Raw genomic sequence first — 16,894 nt, 5'->3', positions numbered from 1 at the left:
TCCACTACTGCCGGTTAATTTCCACGGCAATCTGCTGCTGACCGGCAAAAGGCAGTACTTCAGTCAGCCCGAACCAGTCACCAGGTGAACGGTAAGCGCTGCCATCGCGCGATATTCGCACGCGAACCTGCACCTGATGCTGCGAGGATAACAACCGATCCGGCATCATAGCATTGCTGTCATCCAGCGTGATCGATAAAGGAAAATGGCTCAACGGACTCTTTTTCACGGCTACAGGAACCTGAGAAACGCCGTCAGACACAGAAATATACAACACTCCGTTCGCGGGTAACATTTTTTCTGCTTCAGGTGACAGGCTGATGGTTAACGCCAGGTGGCTTTTTTCTTTGCCGGAAGCGCTGTCTGCCTGCTGGATACTGCGCTGGATCATCACCCGGCGTCCGTCATTTTCCGGTAACAACGACAGCATTTTCTGCCAGGTCGTGACCGCCTGCGCATAGTCTTGCTGGTTGTACGCGTTAAAGGCTAACAGCCCCAGCACCTGCTCATTTGTAGGATACTGCACGGCCATGGCTTCCAGCATCATGAGCGCCTCACGATTATCCTGCGGATCGTTCGAGCGGGTCTGTACTTCAGCATAGCTCAGGCGAACATCAATGTCGGTCGGTGCCAGCTGCAAGGCATGACGAAAAGCCTGGCTGGCCATGCTGGCATTGTTAAGCACCATACCCAGCCGGCCGAGCATCTTCCAGTTTTCAACATCATCCGGCGTGCGCTGCAACTCGCTGCGAACCCCCAGAGCCAGACGTGCCAGCTGTTCCATACTCAGCGGCCGCGCCTGCGGATCCATCACCTGTGCACGCAGCGCAGGCAGCTCGTTTTTCACCTGCTGCCAGGCCAGGACCTGTTGCAGCCCTCCGGTTTTAACGTAGAAGCCGAGACTCACCAGCAGCAGGATCACCACGCCCGGCAGCAGTGCCCAACGGCTGACCTGACGGGATGTTTGAGAAGGGGTCTGGGGAATATCCAGTAGCAGCGTTTCCTGCAACTCGCGCACCATCTCGGGACGTTCTGCCACCACACCCTGCCCTTCATCCTCTTCCAGCTCACGCAGGCGCTGATGATAGAAAGCCTGATTAAGCCGATCGCGATCGGCGGTGCTTCCCCGCTTGTTGCGTACACCTGCCAGTAAAAATAGCGCACAGGCGGCGACCAGCAGCAACAGGATGGTTAAGAACAGTGTGCTCATGGCTGCTTCTCGTCATGGTTTAACAGGGTATCAAGCCGCTGCTGCTGTTCCGCATCCAGCGCGACGTGCTCAGCACGCCTGCGGCTGCGCAGAATAATCACCAGCGTGCCGATAATCACAAACAGCGCCGGACCCGCCCAGAGGATCAGCGTCGACGGCGTCACCGGCGGTTGATAAGAAACAAAATTGCCGTAGCGCGCCACCATATACGCTTTCACCTGCTCCGGCGTTTGCCCTGCCTGCAACAGCTGGTAAACCTTCAGCCGCATATCACCGGCAATCATGGCATTGGAGTCGGCAATACTGTTGTTCTGGCACTTCGGGCAGCGCAGCGAGGCCGTAAGCTGGCGATATTGCTGCTCCTGATCCACGGTGGCAAAAGAGTAGGTGTCGATGTTGTCAGCCTGCACACCCGCGCTGAACAGCACCAGCGCCAGCAGCATCAGATAAGCTTTCACGATCCGGCCTCCTGGCTGTATTTTTCCCACAGGGGTTTCACTTCCTCGTTCCATACGCGGTCGTTCATATCACCGGCGTGGCGATAGCGGATAATACCGTGGCCATCGATCAGAAACGTCTCCGGCGCACCGTACACACCCAGATCCAGCCCGAGCATTCCGTCACCGTCGTACAGGCTCAGGGCATAAGGGTTGCCGAGCGTATTAAGCCAGGTGATCGCTTTCTGACGATCGTCTTTATAGTTCATCCCCACAACGCGAACGCCTTTTGCAGCCAGCGTATTCAGATACTGATGTTCCGCCCGGCAGGTCGGGCACCAGGTGGCCCAGACATTCAGCAGGATCGGCTTGCCGTCATTCAGCACCGACTGATCGAAGGTTTTACCCGGCTGGTCCAGTGACTCCAGTTTGAAGACCGGGACCGGCTTACCGACCATCGCCGATTCCAGCCGCGTCGGGTCATCGCCGTTGGCGTTTCGGCTCAACTGCCACAGCAGCGCCGCCGCCAGCAGCAAAAACAGCACCAGAGGGAGATAAAGAATTTTCTTGTTCATGCCAGCTCCTTTTGTGCTTTACGACGCGAACGGTAGCGCGGGTCCAGCAGGCACAGCACCCCACCGAGCGCCATAAAGACACCACCAAACCAGATCCAGCGGACAAAAGGTTTGTAATAGAGGCGTACAGCCCAGGATTTACCCTCCAGCTCTTCGCCCAGCGCCGCATAGAGATCGCGCGTGAAGCCGCCGTCGATGGCCGCTTCGGTCATCATGGTGCGTGCCGCACTGTAAAAACGTTTTTCCGCCTGCAAGGTCGCTTCATGTTTCCCGTTGCGGGTGACGTCAATCACACCTGTGCTACCGGAATAGTTCGGCCCGACCAGACGCACCACACCGCGCAGTGTGAACTGATACCCGGCAACGCTCACGCTATCGCCCTCTTTCATCCGCACATCACGTTCCACGCTGTAGTTCTGGCTGAAGGCGATGCCGATCACCGTCACGGCAACACCCAGATGGCCGAGCACCATGCCCCAGTGACTGCGCGACAGATGACGCAGGCCAGCGAAGAAATCATGGCGATGCGTGGCGCGCTCATGCAGTTCCATCAGCGTCAGGATAATCACCCACACCGCCATCAGCAGGCCGACCACCGTCATCGCCTCAATGCGATCGTGCATCAGCCACGGCAGAACAATCGACAGCAGCAGCGTGACGACCAGCGCCAGCCCCAGACGCTTCCACAGTTTCTGTGGCTCATCACGACGCCAGCGCACCAGCGGGCCGATGCCCATCAGCAACGCCAGCGGAGCCATCAGCCAGGTAAACAGCGTATTAAAGAAAGGTTCACCGATGGAGATGGTGCCCAGCCCGAGCTGTTTATGTATCAGCGGCAGCAGCGTACCCAGCAGCACCACCAGCATCGCGGCAATCAGCAGCACATTGTTCCCCAGCAGGAAGGATTCGCGCGACCAGGCCTCATTCTGCACCCGGCTGCGTACCTTACCGCCTTTGATGGCATACAGCAGCAGCGAACCGCCAATGACGATAATCAGGAACGCGAGGATAAACATGCCGCGCGCCGGATCGGAGGCAAACGAGTGGAGCGATACCAGCACCCCGGAGCGCACCAGGAAGGTGCCCAGCAGACTGAGGGAGAAGGCGGTGATTGCCAGCAGCACCGTCCAGGCTTTAAAGGTGCCACGTTTTTCCGTCACGGCCAGTGAGTGGATCAGCGCGGTCCCGGCCAGCCACGGCATAAAGGAGGCATTTTCGACCGGGTCCCAGAACCACCAGCCGCCCCAGCCCAGCTCGTAATAAGCCCAGGCCGAGCCAAGCACAATCCCGATGGTGAGAAACACCCAGGCCGCCGTAGTCCAGGGCCGCGACCAGCGCGCCCAGGCGGTATCCAGCCGCCCGGCCATCAGCGAGGCAATGGCAAACGCGAAAGCGACGGAGAAACCGACATAGCCCATATACAGCAGTGGCGGATGGAAGATCAGCCCGATATCCTGCAACATAGGGTTAAGATCGCTACCCTCTATCGGAAAGTCCGGCAGTGTGCGGGTAAACGGGTTCGAGGTCAGGGTGATAAACAGCAGGAAACCGAGGTTGATCATCCCCATTACCGCCAGCACCCGGGCAATGGCATCCGCCGGCATGGCGCGACTGAGCAGCGCCACCGCCAGCGTCCAGCCGCTGAGCAACAGCACCCACAGCAGCAGCGAGCCTTCGTGCGCCCCCCAGGTGGCGGCAATGCGGTAGTAAACCGGCAATAAGGTATTGGAGTTGGTCGCCACGTAAGCCACGCTGAAATCGTTCACCACAAAGGCATGAACGAGGATCAAGAAGGCCCCGGCAATGCAGGTAAACAGCCCGTAAGTCAGCGGACGCGCCAGCCCCATCAGACGAGCATCCTGACGCGCGGCCCCCCATAACGGATAAACACTCAGCAGCAGCGAAAACGCCAGCGCCAGGCACAGCAGGAAACTGCCGATTTCAGGCATCATGACTGGCCTCCGCTCGCGCTGATTGCCGCCGGGGAACGGTGATTTTTCTTCATCGCATCTTCAATTTCGGGTGGCGTGTATTTTTCATCATGTTTGGCCAGCACTTCTTTGGCCTGTACGTGGGTGCCGTCCTGCAATACGCCCTGCGCCACCACGCCCTGCCCTTCGCGGAACAGATCCGGCAGAATGCCCTCATAGCTGACGCTAATCACGCCCACCGCATCGTAGAGTTTAAACGAGACCTGCAAGGTGTTCGGATCGCGTTTAACGCTGCCCGGCATCACCATGCCGCCCACGCGCAGACGCTGGCCCGGCTCCGGCTTAATCTGCTGAGCGCCTTTGCCGTTGATCACTTCGCCAGGCGTGTAAAACAGGTCAATATTGGAACGCAGCGCGTACATCACCAGCGCCGTTGCCAGCCCCAGCCCGATTAATATCAACATCACCAGAATCAGGCGACTTTTACGACGGGGATTCACGATCGTTCTCCTGCCGCGGTGGCGGCTTTTTTCATTTTTGCTGCGCGAATACGCTGCTCACGGGCATGGCGCTGACGGATGTCAGCCAGCAGACGGCGGCGTTGCCACAGCGTATGTATCAACAGCGTAACCAGCGGGATCAGGGTGCAGCTCACGGCCAGCCAGACATAGAAGCCGTAACGGCCCATGGCAAAGAAATCATGCCAGGAAGAGAAAGCAGGTGTCATCGGTGATGCCCTCCCTTGACGGCCAGCTCCGCGACCCACGGGCGATGGCGCTCGGTATGCAGCAGCAGGTTACGCAGGCGCATCAGCGTCAGGGTAATAAACACCAGCCACACGCCCAGGATTGACCAGTACAGCGGTGCCCGCATAGTCGGGTCAACGGCCTGTAACAGTACCCCGGACGAGCCCTGATGCAGGGTATTCCACCACTTTACGGAGTAATGAATAATCGGCAGGTTAATCACACCAACGAGGATCACAATCCCCGCGGCGCGCCCGGCCATGCGGCGGTCATCATAGGCGTGATACAGCGCAATGGCGCCCATATAAAGGAACAAAAGCACCAGTTCGGACGTCAGACGAGCATCCCACATCCACCAGGTGCCCCACATCGGTCGGCCCCAGGCGGAGCCGGTAACCAGCGTAATAAAGGTAAACACCGCACCGATTGGGGCCATGGCCATCATGGCAAGGTCAGCTGTTTTCCACTGCCACACCAGCCCGATAAAGGCGGCGCACGCCATCGCGGCATAGATGCCCATCGACCACATGGCCATCGGTACGTGGATATAGATGATGCGGAAACCGTCACCCTGCTCAGATGCTGGCGGAGCATAACCGAACCCCCACGCCCAGCCCAGCAGCAGCGCAGCCACGCCCGGGATCGCAAACCACGGCACCAGGCGTCCGCATAATCGGTACAACCGATCGGGCTTGCCCAGTTGATGTATCCATTTCCACATGATGTTTTTGCTCACAATTAAAGATCATTCGTCTGGCGTAAGTTCGCGCTAAAACGGCGTACTCCCGGTCTTTTCGCCGGTTAGTGAACGCTCACCCGTAATGCAGCCGCCGTGGCAAAAGGTGCCAGCGTGGCACTCCCTGCCAGCAGGGCACCCAGAATGGCCAGATAGCCGTCAATCGGCAGCCCCTGGCCCGCAGCATCGATGGCTGCACTGGCAAAAATCAGTACCGGCACCGCCAGCGGCAACACCAGTAAACTCAGTAATACGCCCCCACGACGCAGCCCCACCGTCAGCCCGACACCAATCGCGCCGAGGAAACTGAGCGTCGGCGTGCCCAGCAGCAAAGTCAGCGCCACCGCGCGCCAGCTGGCAAAATCCAGCGACAGCAACAAGGCGACCAGCGGTGACAGCAGCAGCAGCGGCAGCCCGGTAACGATCCAGTGTGCGGCCACTTTGCCCAGCACCGTCAACGGCAGCGGCGTGGGCAACAGCAGAAGCTGCTCAAGCGAACCATCGAGAAAATCATCACGGAACAGCCGCTCCAGTGCCAGCAGCGAGGAGAGCAGCGCCGCGACCCAGACAATGCCAGGTGCAATGCGCGCCAGCAGCTGCGGCTCCGGCCCGATGCCTAAGGGAAACAGCGTGACAACAATCAGAAAGAACCACAGCGGGTTGATAATTTCTGACCCGCTACGAAAAGCGATGCGCAGTTCACGCTGCAATACGCGCCAGAACATCAGGCCATCCCATCCGTCAGCCGAATGCGGCTGAGATGACGCACGGTCGCAGGCAGTTCCTGGTGCGTGGTGAGGATCACCGCCCCGCCCCGATCGGCATGAAGCACCAGCCTGGCTATCAGCTGGTCCACACCCGATTTATCAATGGCGGTCAGGGGTTCATCCAGTATCCACAGCGGTGCCGCTGACAGCCACAGACGCGCCAGCGCCACGCGCCGCTGCTGCCCGGCGGAGAGCTGGGACACCGCAACGTCTTCATAGCCGGTAAGGTCAACCTGCTCCAGCGCCTGCCAGAGTTCCTCCGGCGAACGCTCCGCGTGCCAGAAGCTGAGATTTTCAAATGGGGTTAATACCGCTTTGATCCCCGGCAGATGGCCGAGGTAAAGCAGGCTGGCGTGATAGTTTTCACGCTCCTGCTGAATGCTGCGCTGCTGCCAGAGCACGTCGCCCTGCTCTGCCCGGTTGAGCCCGGCCAGAATACGCAGCAACGAGGTTTTTCCTGCACCATTTTCCCCTTCCACCTGCACAATATCGCCGGCCTTCACGGTAAAACTGAGATCGCTAAACAGCGTCCGCTCATCGCGAACACATGTCAGATTTTGGGCTGCCAGCATGGGAGGAAAATCGCACATTGTTAAATTTGATGCAGGATAGTACCACAAACTGTGTGTCTGCCTACGCTGACCAGGCGGCATAAGGCACGTCTTCCCCCCCTGAAAAACCGGGCTATGGCGCTTTTTTGCACGGTTTCACGCCTGGGTTAAAGCTTTGTTACTCTTCTTATTAATGCAGGTTACATTTCATCGCGTCGGATAATACCCGCTACGCTTAAGAGGGAACGCTATTCTCTGGGGGAAAGATGAAAAACACACAAAACGATAATGATAATCAGGTTGAGAGTGAGGAAAGCGAACAGGGCAAAGAGATTGAGGTGGATGAAGAAGCCCTGCCCTCGCAGGCTGCCGCCGTACACGAGCAGATCCGCCAGGAGGGGGAGAAAGAGCTGGAGCGTGATGCCCTCGCCCTGCTGTTTTCTGCTATAGCGGCCGGGCTGTCGATGGGGGCCTCACTAATGGCAAAAGGCATCTTCCACGTCAATCTGCAGGATGTTCCCGGCGGGTTTCTGCTGGAGAACCTCGGCTACACCTTCGGCTTTATTATCGTGATTATGGCGCGGCAGCAGCTGTTTACCGAGAACACCGTCACTGCCGTGCTGCCCGTGATGCATAAACCGAACGGCGGGAATTTTCTGTTGCTGATGCGTCTGTGGGGGTTAGTGCTGGGCGGTAACCTGATTGGCACTGCGCTGGCCGCGCTGGCCTTTAACCACCTGCCCATTTTCGACGACGCCGTACGCGGGGCGTTTGTCAGCATCAGCCAGAAAGTGATGGAGAACAGCCCGATGGAGATGTTTGCCAACGCGGTGGTTTCCGGCTGGATCATTGCCACCATGGTATGGATGTTCCCGTCTGCGGGCGCCGCTAAGATTTGGGTGATCATCCTGATGACGTGGCTGGTGGCATTGGGTGACCTGGCGCATATCGTGGTGGGATCGGTGGAGATCTTCTATCTGGTGTTCAGCGGCGACCTGCCGTGGCAGCAGTTTATCTGGCCGTTTGCGCTGCCAACCCTTGCCGGCAACATCATTGGCGGCACCTTTATCTTTGCCCTGATCAGCCATGCACAGATCCGTAACGACATGAGCAACAAAGCCAAAGCGAAAGCCGCAGCTGAGGCGAAGCGCAAAGAGAAGAAAGAGGCAGAAAATCAGCCGGATTGATGGTAAAACGCGCAGTCAGGCGGGTAAGTGGTTAATCTGCGGCGCGAAACAGGCTATACTGCGCGCCGCTGTCCCCTTAGTTAAATGGATATAACGAGCCCCTCCTAAGGGCTAGTTGCAGGTTCGATTCCTGCAGGGGACACCATTTTCCTATCCTGTCGCCCTACGCAGTAGTTCGCAAAAACCCTTTTAAACTCAAGATCCATCTAAATGACCCGTTCATAGTGGTTTGTTGCATCCGCGCTCCGCAACAGGCTGGTTTGGCTATAGGATTATATTTACATGAATAAATTTATCAGGTTTGTATTTATTCTTTTTTACCTGCTGGGCATGATGGCCATTTATTTATCTACGGTGGATAAATATGATGTTATCTATGATATGGACCCAATGATCCATCAAGGATCATTGATTAACAACAGTAATAATGGAAAGATTCTTTCTGGTGTTATTCTGTTTTTTATCTTGATATCCCAGATAAGCTTTTTTTACTTTGAAAAATCCAGAAAATGGAAATGGGCAACAGGGATCATGACAGGAATAGCATGCTTCCTTTTCTTCATTAGATAAATCTCATTTATAATTATTATCGCTTTTATCTGGATGAATATGTGGGGAGATCTCTGAATATGAATAGAATGATGACGCAGGACGGTTACACCGCCGCCCCACGATAGGATAAAGTCCGCGTGTGCGCTGAGGGATCCCCAAAAAACAAGACCTGCATTATTGGCAGCCACCTTCTTTAATCCTGATTCAAATCAATCCGCAGAGACTGTCACGTGGTGGGGGTTGTAATACCCACAGCGAGCAATCGTTCTGCGGGGATGGGGTCAGTTTGAGGTAAGCCGGACGTCACGCGGCAGGGACGCCGCGTGCCGAGGCCCGCATGGATGCGTCTTTTGCCGATCCGGCGTGCTCAAACTGGCCTCAGACCTGAAGCCGAATGATCAGCCATTCATTTTTGTGGGGATACCTCAGCGCGTGTGCGGGCTTCCGTTACCTCCCGTTAACCACCAAATACCAGCGTCGTAGACTTCGCCCCGGCATTAGCAGCCGCAAACGTTTTCGCATCCGCCGCCGATTTTGCGCTATAAGCGTAGTTTGATGCCGCTGTCCACTGACTCTTCGGCGACTTCTGGTTGGTAATGGCAGGCACGCTGCCTGTATCAGTAAAGGTGCCGTTGCCTTTATCATCCAGCATGCCTTTATTCGCGCTGCCCTCACCGAAGTAGTTATTTTCAGAAATAATTTTTGCGTTCTGAGCCAGCGTAAAGCCAAGCTGGAACTTGTTGATATAGTTACTGTAAACATGGAAGTAGCCATAACGCATCAGTCCCGGTGCCCTGACCTCCATATTATCGAAGTAACTGTGGCAAATGGTTAGATGCGGATAACCGTTATACGTTGCATCATTATCATCTGCCGGGTGCCCCAGAATCAGCCCGTATTTTTGGTTACCGAAATAGCAGTTGCTGATGGTTGCGTAGTCAGCTTTCTCACCGATATACAGCAATTTATCCAGGCTGCCGTCACCATCTGACCAGGTGTGACCGACGAATGAGCAGTGATCGATCCAGTATTTACTGCCGTAGTTCAGGTAAAGCTGGATATCATCATTGGCTTTAATATTCACTGAATGCTGGAAAATCAGATTCTGGAAAATAATGTTCTGCGAGGTGGTCGTCGCACGGAAATGGATATTGTTTAAGGTGCGATTCTGGAATGAACCAATAATAGTTTTATTCGAACCGAGATTCACTTTCGTCAGACTTGAGGCGGTGATATTACTGTTGATCACTAGTACCCGCGCCGTGCTGTCACCTACATACTGGTTAAGCTGCGCCAACGTATTAATTTCCACCACCGAGCCATTCCAGCCACCTGTCACATTGGCGGCTTTAGCAAAGCCGACCAGACCATTCAGTTTGCTTGTTGGATATGTCATAAAAGCCTCTGTTTGCATGATGTTTTTTTGAGATAACTCTGTGTATGACACCCTGTCGATTGAGCCATTTGTGAGAGCGTAAGAACTCACTCCATCGGCTTACGGGGCTATTTATACGCATCGTAAAAACCATGAACCAGCCAGTTCATGTCGCTGGTCGACAGGCAAACAAAAGTAGGCATTAAGAAGCCATCATCAACATTGGACTTTTCGCTAAACGGAAATGTACTACTACATGGGCTTTATGACTTTACGTTAAAGGAGGGGTCTGGAAGGTGCGGTGAAACGGTTTCTGTTCTGGCTTTTGGGTGCGGTTTTGGGATCCGGCAGCAGCTGTAAGTATCCCGCTAAAACGCACTATTCACTTTTAGAGGTCGTCCTGCATACTGATAACGTTGCCCCGAGGAGATCGACATGCGAAAGGCCCGGGTCAGTGGACTTGTCGTGGCATGTCTGTTTTTCTTCATTCGATAAGAATCATTATTTTGGCACATGCGCGAGGGATAAATACCGCTTCAGAGGCCTTTCTCAGAAGCGGTATTCGGGTGACGGGAACGGATCAGAACTGCTGACGTACCTGCAAAGTGACGGTCTGCCCTTTGTACTGCTCACCGAGTTGCGCGTTATAACGCGCGGTCAGGCTGAGCGTGTCTGATTTAACCACGGTAGCACCAACAGACAGATCGGCAGTGTCTTCAACGGGTGAAGCACCAAAGGTGGTGAAACTGGTTTCACCTGCTGTATCAGCAATATAGCTGGCGGTAGTGGCACTGCGCTGAGGATTATACTGATGGGTCCAGACAGCCTGTACATAAGGCACAACATCGCCAAAGCCTGTCTGGAATGATTTATCCAGACGTGCGCCCAGTCCGCTACGCAGCGCGTTATTATGGCTGCCTTCTACTGACAGGGCTGAACCATTACCGCTGCTTTCTTGATAACTGTCCAGCGTCTGATAGCTGTAGCTCAGACTGGCTAGCGGCGTCAGAGTGGTGGCGTCCGCCACGGCCAGCGGATAACCAAACTCCGCTTTGGTGACGTACTGCTGCCCATCAAACTTGCCCTGCGCCGTATCGGAGTAACCCGTCACACTCACATTGCGCGTGGTGTCGTAACGTTGCTGGGTTACACTGGCCGAAAGGTTAACGAACCAGGGTTCACCGGTATAGCTGGCATAGCCAATCAGGCCATATGAGTCAACGCCCGTCTTGTTACCGGAAAGATTATCTTCGCCATGAACCGAGGTGTAACTGTAGGTCAGGGCACCACCGGCGCGCCAGGCGTCTCCCAAGCCCCGATCGCCGCCCAGTACCAGCCCGCTGTAATTCGCTTTATAACCACTGACAGCATCCACCATCCCCTGATTAGCATGGCCGCCAAACACCTGCCCCCATGCAGACCACTCAGCAGGATCATCACCGGTAGCCACACCACGCATGCCATGCGATTGTGCCAGACGCACGGCATCAACTCGCTGACCGACCACGCTGACTGCGTCGAATGTTGCAACTGAGGCCACATGGCTGGCGCTGCTGTTCTGTACTGGTGATAACTGCTCACCCACCTTGTTTGCTTCCCGGGTAGAGTCAATGGCCAGGGAGGCGTTATACAGATCGAGCAGTCCCGGGGCAATGCCGGAGTACTGCTTCAGTCCCTTCAACGATGAGATCGCGTTGCCAGTCGTGGCGTAGCTGGTGGAAGGGGTAGTAGGATTGGTCGGGTTAGTAGGATTGGTCGGATTAATAATATTGCCAAGCGTCACCACCAGGCTACTGGTGTTGCCATTGACAACAGCGGCACCCGTGTTTAACCCACTGTATCCGGAGGCCAAATAATTTAAGGAATCGGCATTGTAATCGGTGCCACTGGTAGCAGCGGTGATCACCACGTAGCGCTGTCCTGCCGCAAAGCTGTAGGTATTGAGTGCCTTGAGTGAAACAGTCGAACCACTTTCGATGGTTGCGGCACCACTGACAATCAGACGCCCATAGCCGGTATCGGTATCATTCCCGCTGCTTATTGCTGAATCACTGACACCGACCAGCAATGTCGCCAGGGCGCTCTGAGTGTAATTGCCGGTGATGCTGATAAGGTTATTGACCTGCAACGTCGCGCCCGTGTTGTTCACGTAATTGCTGCCGACGTTGATTTTATCGTTGAGCAGCAGATTGCCGGACGCGAAATAGAGGCTGGCGGCGTTACTTGAGATCGTCCCGATATCGGCACTGCCGATGCCGCCACTGGCACCGGTCAGGGTACCGAAGATCGTATCGCTGCCACCGTTGATAGTCATGCTGCGGCTGGATAAATTACCGATCAAACCGGAGACCAGGCCGCTGTTGGTGATCGGCCCCAGGGTACCAATTGAAGCGTTATAAATGGCATAGCCGCTGCTGCTGGCAATGGTTCCGCTGTTCACCAGCGCACCGAGAGTACCGGAATTCGCGACAGCGCCAAGAGCACCGGTGATAGTCCCGCTGTTATTCAGGCTACCGATGGTGGCGTTGGCGCTGGTGCCAACACCCACGTTAGTCGTCCCTGAAATCCGACCGGCATTGGTTAGCGTGTTGATATTGATCACGCCCGAGGGAGTAAGGTTGCCAGCCAGAACCCCTGTCCCTGCTTCAATAAGGCCAGTGCTGGTATTCTCCAGCGAGGTGATGAGGCTGCCGTTATCAGCTTGAACGCCGTAACTATTGGCAGAAATAGTGCCGCTATTGAATAAGCTGGTGATCGCACCCGTACTCTGAATGCCCGCTGTCGTTCCGGTGAGGCTTCCCGTATTGGACAACGTGCCGATCGTACCGGCATTGAGGATGCCAATGCCACCCGAGATGATATTGCCATTACTGAGTGACGTAATGAGGCTGTTGTTCCGAATACCTGCCGTGGTGCCGGAAATCGTCCCTCCGGCATTGTTGGCCAGCGATACGATCGTTCCGTTATTTAAGATCCCGAAAGTGTCACTGATGATCCTGCCGCCATTCACAACGCTCAAGGAGTTGCTGGTGTTCTGCAGGGCGGCGACGGATGTCCCACTCAGCAATCCGTCATTGGTTAATACTCCCGCTGAGGAGGATGCCGCCAGGGGCGGGGTACCCGTTGAAATAAGTGCACTCTCACTGACAATGTTAAAGTCCCCGGCAGACCAGTCGATGCAGTCGGTCGTTCCCACCAGTGTCGACGAGATATTAACGGGGAAACAGGCTGCATAGGCCTGTGCTGACGACAGCAACACCATTGCGGACCCCAAAGAAAGGCCCAGCACCTTGCGTCTGTTGAGTGCTTCTGCCACTGGACTCATTCTATATTTTAACATTCCCCGCCCCTGCATTTTTTATGATTTATAAGATTAAACTTATATCATTAGCCACAAATTTGTAACAAGTGATTATTGCATTAGAATCGTACAATTCTGACGTGCGGTGTTAGCAACCGGTATCACCTGCTCCGCAACAGCGATTAAGGCTGTGCAGGACCGTGCGCTTCAGGCACATCCTTTAATGTTTTTAACGCAATGGCAACGTTTTGCAGGACGGTATGCCATTGCCCTGACGCGGGTTGGCGGAACAACCGCATGCCAGGATACCAGGGGGAGTCCTCACGTTGCTGTAACCAGCGCCAGTCGTGTTGGAAAGGCAACAGCACCCAGGCTGGTCGGCCGAGCGCACCGGCCAGGTGAACCGGCGAGGAGTCCACAGAAACCAGGGTATCGATCACGCAAAGGATGGCCGCAGTATCATCGAAATCGTGGATCTCATCACTCAGTGACAGCAGCGACATACCTGGTGGCGGCGTGGCGGCCTGCTCGGCCGCTGGCCCTTTCTGTAATGCCAGGAAGGTGATGCCCTCCTGCGCCAGCGGTGCCAGTTCGCTCAGCGTCAGCGAGCGGCGCTTATCGTTGGCATGAGTGGGACGACCGGCCCACACCAACCCCACTAACGGGCGTGGCAGGTCGGCCAGGCGTACGCGCCATTTTTCTACCCGGGCAGGATCGGCAAACAGATAGGGCATTTTCCCCGGCAGATGCGACAGCTGTAAACCGAGCGCCGCTGGCAGACTCATCAGTTCACAGTGGAAATCGAAGGGCGGCGGCAGCGTCCCGCGCACCATCAGTTGGTGATATCCGCTGACGCCACGCGCCAGGTGATAAGCCTCCGGATTCACCTCCAGCACAACATGGGCACCGCTGCGCTCTTGCGCCTGCTGTACCAGCCGCAGAAACTGAAAGGTGTCGCCATAACCCTGTTCATCGTGGATAAGCAGCGTTTTCCCCTGCACAGACTGCCCTTCCCATCGCGGTTTAGCGATGTGGCGTTCAAGCATGCGGGTGTTGTCGAGCCGGTAACGGAAGCGATATTCGCGCCAGCCGCGCGTGAATTCGCCCTGTAATAACAACATCTCAGACAAGTCGAAGCGCACACTCACGTCACCGGGCGTTGCCTGCACGATCATCTCCAGCACCTGAGTCGCCTCGGCAAACTTCCCTTGCTGGCGAAACGCCACATAGAGCTGCCGCCACAAGGGAATTGGCCCGGTACCGGAGGCCAGCGCCTGGCACAGCATCACGTCAGCCTCAGCCCAGCGTTCGGCCTTCAGGAGTGAGTCAACTTGCAGGAAAATGGCGTGGACATCTGTCGGTATGAGGTTCATTGCGGCTCCAGACCCAGTGCGTACAGCAAAGGACCGAGGTGCGCCGCGTGCCGGTGCCAGCGTCCTTTGGAGGAGGTGTAGATCGGCTGACGCACCTGAGCCACGCTGGCCGTGCGCACAATGCGACGTGTTTCGTGGAAGGTCAGGCAGGCGTCGTCCCAGGGAAGATCGATGAAATCAATCAGGCGCCGCGCCTGGCCTTCGAGGTCGTCGACCACAGCTTCGTAATCAACTTCGATGAAGCATTCTGCGGGCATAATCTGGCGAAAATGTGCCATCAGCGTCTGGTACGCCAGGTAGAACTGGCCCAGTTCATCCAGCTGGTAAGCGAATAGCTGCTCGCCAGAAAAATGCTTGCTGTAACAGGACAGGCAAGTATCAACAGGATCGCGGCGGCAATGGATGATGCGCGCGCCGGGCAGCAGCAGTGGAATCAATCCGGCATAGAGGAAGTTGCCAGGCAGTTTGTCGATCACCCGCAATGCATCCGGCGCCAGATGGCGCACCTGCTCAAGGTAATCCGCACCAATATGGGCAAAATCGGCCTTGCTCCAGTGCGCCACATCATCCGGGAAGCGGCCTCCACGTGACACTGCCCGATCCAGCGCACGCAACTCCCCTGCACCATAAACCGCAGGATGTGAGGCCAGAATCTGCTCAATCAGCGTGGTGCCTGAGCGCGGCATACCGATGACAAACACCGGTCGGTCAGAAGCAGCGCCAGCGCCGCTGAACTGTGCCATCAAAGCTGGTGTGAAAACGGCAGCAATATTTTTCATCCACGCACTGGTTTGTGCGGCATCGTAATGAAAAGAGGCCCGTTTAAACGCATTACCCTGGTTTAAATGGAAAAATGCGCGATCAGAATCATGGGTATCCAGATAAGCTTTGCCCAGCGAAAAATGCAGCATCATTTTTTCATTCAACGGGGGAGCAGGTTCGCGTACTAACGCGGCTTCCATGACCACCACGTCGGGGTCGCCTGCCCGATAGAATTTGTTATCGCAACGCGCAGCGATAACCCGCGGCGAATCAGGAAAACGTTCCAATGCGCGTTCAAAGCCCGCCGTCGCTGCGTCCTTATCACCGATTTCCATCAGTAACACAGCACGCGCAATCAGGGCTTCCTCGGCGACCGTACCAGGTAATGCCGCAGCCTGGTGATAAGCCTGCTCAGCTTCTTTATACTGCCCAAGCGCCTGCAAGGCTTTACCCAAAATCTTATGCGTATTGGCACTATCCGGTGCGATGGCCAGGGCGTGACGTGCAGCGGCGACAGCGTCTTCGTAACGCTCATCGGCATTCATGATATGGGCAAGTGCAGTGAGCGCACCCGCGTGTTGTGGGGCAAACGCCAGCAGTGCGTTGACCCAGCGCAGCGCATCGGCATAGCGCATACGCGACAACGCAATTTCCGCCAGATTTAGGTACGCATCAGCCAGCTGCGGGTTGATATCTATCGCCCGCATGGCAGAGGCCACAGCCTCATCAATACGGCCCTGGTCAATCAACAGTAAGACAAGATTGCTGTACACCTCGGCGTAATCGGGGCGCAATGTCAGGGCACGCTGGTAACTGTCGTGGGCGCGGGGCAGATCGCCCAGACGCTTGTAAGTATTGCCCAGATTGTTGTACACCTCGGCATTATCCGGCTGCAATGATGCAACGTATTTCAGGCATTCCAGGCTAGCATTGAATTTTCCGGCCTCCTGCAGAATGATTCCAAGATTACTCCAAGCTGCGACAAGTTCCGGCTCTTGTTCGGTTGCGCGCCGGGCGGCTTGCTCGGCTTCCAGCAGCAAACCTTTCTGGCGGTAAAGCTCGGCCAGGTTGCTGTGAATGATTGCCGGTGCCTCCGGTGACTGGCTGGCCTTATGGATATAATCGAGAGCCAGATCCGGCTTGCCGTAGGCATGCATCATCATCCCCAAAAGATTGAGGGCATCGTGCTGTAATGGCGCGACCTGCAGCACCCGTAAACAGAGCTGCTCTGCCTGCGCCGCCTGGCCCGCGTTCCAGTGAGCATTCGCCAGCTCCAGGGCCTGAAACACCGTCAACTGCTGCGGGTGAAGAGGATTGCTATGACTCAAAATATTCCCCAGATATAAAAGGTAAAATCTCACTGGCTACATATGCAACTTACCGACCAGGAA

At 55.8% G+C, this 16,894-nt stretch carries 15 protein-coding genes and 1 tRNA gene; 3 read left to right on the top strand and 13 right to left on the bottom strand.

Annotated elements, in window-relative coordinates:
- Positions 1 to 4: 4 nt before the first annotated feature.
- The 9 genes from ccmI to ccmA form a co-directional block, all read right to left on the bottom strand.
- Positions 5 to 1,210 carry a c-type cytochrome biogenesis protein CcmI gene (ccmI, locus tag FVB43_RS05640; protein ID WP_133841307.1) on the bottom strand — a complete coding sequence of 402 codons (1,206 nt, stop codon included), beginning with the start codon at positions 1,208 to 1,210 and terminating at the stop codon, positions 5 to 7.
- Entirely contained in the window at positions 1,207 to 1,668 is a 462-nt protein-coding gene (locus FVB43_RS05635) for a cytochrome c-type biogenesis protein (RefSeq protein WP_133841306.1), read from the bottom strand. The genes ccmI and FVB43_RS05635 overlap by 4 nt, the downstream gene beginning before the upstream one ends.
- The gene (locus tag FVB43_RS05630) at positions 1,665 to 2,222 is read right to left on the bottom strand and encodes a DsbE family thiol:disulfide interchange protein (protein ID WP_133841305.1); all 558 of its coding nucleotides are present in this window, start codon (positions 2,220 to 2,222) and stop codon (positions 1,665 to 1,667) included. The genes FVB43_RS05635 and FVB43_RS05630 overlap by 4 nt, the downstream gene beginning before the upstream one ends.
- Positions 2,219 to 4,174, bottom strand: coding sequence for a heme lyase CcmF/NrfE family subunit (locus FVB43_RS05625; protein WP_167863566.1), 1,956 nt, complete (start codon positions 4,172 to 4,174; stop codon positions 2,219 to 2,221). Before FVB43_RS05625 ends, FVB43_RS05630 begins: the two co-directional genes overlap by 4 nt.
- Positions 4,171 to 4,653: a cytochrome c maturation protein CcmE gene (gene ccmE, locus FVB43_RS05620; protein ID WP_167863565.1), complete on the bottom strand. Its 483-nt coding sequence runs from the start codon at positions 4,651 to 4,653 to the stop codon at positions 4,171 to 4,173. The genes FVB43_RS05625 and ccmE overlap by 4 nt, the downstream gene beginning before the upstream one ends.
- Positions 4,650 to 4,880 (bottom strand): heme exporter protein CcmD, encoded by a 231-nt coding sequence (gene ccmD, locus FVB43_RS05615; protein ID WP_159336247.1) that lies wholly within the window; start codon positions 4,878 to 4,880, stop codon positions 4,650 to 4,652. Before ccmD ends, ccmE begins: the two co-directional genes overlap by 4 nt.
- Complete coding sequence (locus tag FVB43_RS05610) at positions 4,877 to 5,620, bottom strand: heme ABC transporter permease (RefSeq protein WP_133842107.1); 744 nt, start codon at positions 5,618 to 5,620, stop codon at positions 4,877 to 4,879. Before FVB43_RS05610 ends, ccmD begins: the two co-directional genes overlap by 4 nt.
- A gap of 80 nt (positions 5,621 to 5,700) precedes the next feature.
- Positions 5,701 to 6,360 (bottom strand): heme exporter protein CcmB, encoded by a 660-nt coding sequence (gene ccmB / locus FVB43_RS05605; protein WP_133841301.1) that lies wholly within the window; start codon positions 6,358 to 6,360, stop codon positions 5,701 to 5,703.
- Positions 6,360 to 6,974 carry a cytochrome c biogenesis heme-transporting ATPase CcmA gene (gene ccmA, locus FVB43_RS05600; protein ID WP_167863564.1) on the bottom strand — a complete coding sequence of 205 codons (615 nt, stop codon included), beginning with the start codon at positions 6,972 to 6,974 and terminating at the stop codon, positions 6,360 to 6,362. The genes ccmB and ccmA overlap by 1 nt, the downstream gene beginning before the upstream one ends.
- Positions 6,975 to 7,219: 245 nt before the next feature.
- On the opposite strand from ccmA, the gene FVB43_RS05595 reads away from it, so the two are divergent.
- The 3 genes from FVB43_RS05595 to FVB43_RS05585 all read left to right on the top strand — a co-directional run bounded on the left by FVB43_RS05595 (position 7,220) and on the right by FVB43_RS05585 (position 8,710).
- A complete protein-coding gene (locus FVB43_RS05595) occupies positions 7,220 to 8,140 on the top strand; it encodes a formate/nitrite transporter family protein (protein ID WP_133841299.1) in 921 nt (306 codons plus the stop codon).
- A gap of 70 nt (positions 8,141 to 8,210) precedes the next feature.
- Positions 8,211 to 8,285: transfer RNA gene (locus FVB43_RS05590), tRNA-Arg, on the top strand.
- Between the two features lie 137 nt (positions 8,286 to 8,422).
- Positions 8,423 to 8,710: a hypothetical protein gene (locus tag FVB43_RS05585; protein WP_167863563.1), complete on the top strand. Its 288-nt coding sequence runs from the start codon at positions 8,423 to 8,425 to the stop codon at positions 8,708 to 8,710.
- 439 nt (positions 8,711 to 9,149) lie between these two features.
- On the opposite strand, the gene FVB43_RS05580 is transcribed toward FVB43_RS05585, so the two are convergent.
- From FVB43_RS05580 to FVB43_RS05565, 4 genes are all read right to left on the bottom strand, one after another.
- Positions 9,150 to 10,088 carry a pectate lyase family protein gene (locus tag FVB43_RS05580; protein WP_167863562.1) on the bottom strand — a complete coding sequence of 313 codons (939 nt, stop codon included), beginning with the start codon at positions 10,086 to 10,088 and terminating at the stop codon, positions 9,150 to 9,152.
- 559 nt (positions 10,089 to 10,647) lie between these two features.
- Positions 10,648 to 13,407, bottom strand: coding sequence for an autotransporter outer membrane beta-barrel domain-containing protein (locus FVB43_RS05575; protein WP_242462115.1), 2,760 nt, complete (start codon positions 13,405 to 13,407; stop codon positions 10,648 to 10,650).
- Between the two features lie 143 nt (positions 13,408 to 13,550).
- The gene (locus tag FVB43_RS05570) at positions 13,551 to 14,741 is read right to left on the bottom strand and encodes a glycosyltransferase family protein (RefSeq protein ID WP_159336169.1); all 1,191 of its coding nucleotides are present in this window, start codon (positions 14,739 to 14,741) and stop codon (positions 13,551 to 13,553) included.
- Positions 14,738 to 16,831 carry a tetratricopeptide repeat-containing sulfotransferase family protein gene (locus FVB43_RS05565; RefSeq protein ID WP_167863561.1) on the bottom strand — a complete coding sequence of 698 codons (2,094 nt, stop codon included), beginning with the start codon at positions 16,829 to 16,831 and terminating at the stop codon, positions 14,738 to 14,740. The genes FVB43_RS05570 and FVB43_RS05565 overlap by 4 nt, the downstream gene beginning before the upstream one ends.
- Between the last annotated feature and the right edge of the window lie 63 nt (positions 16,832 to 16,894).

Origin of the sequence: Erwinia rhapontici, assembly GCF_012271765.1 — a bacterium.
Lineage (GTDB): Bacteria > Pseudomonadota > Gammaproteobacteria > Enterobacterales > Enterobacteriaceae > Erwinia > Erwinia rhapontici.
This window is presented reverse-complemented; position numbering and strand designations above follow the sequence as displayed.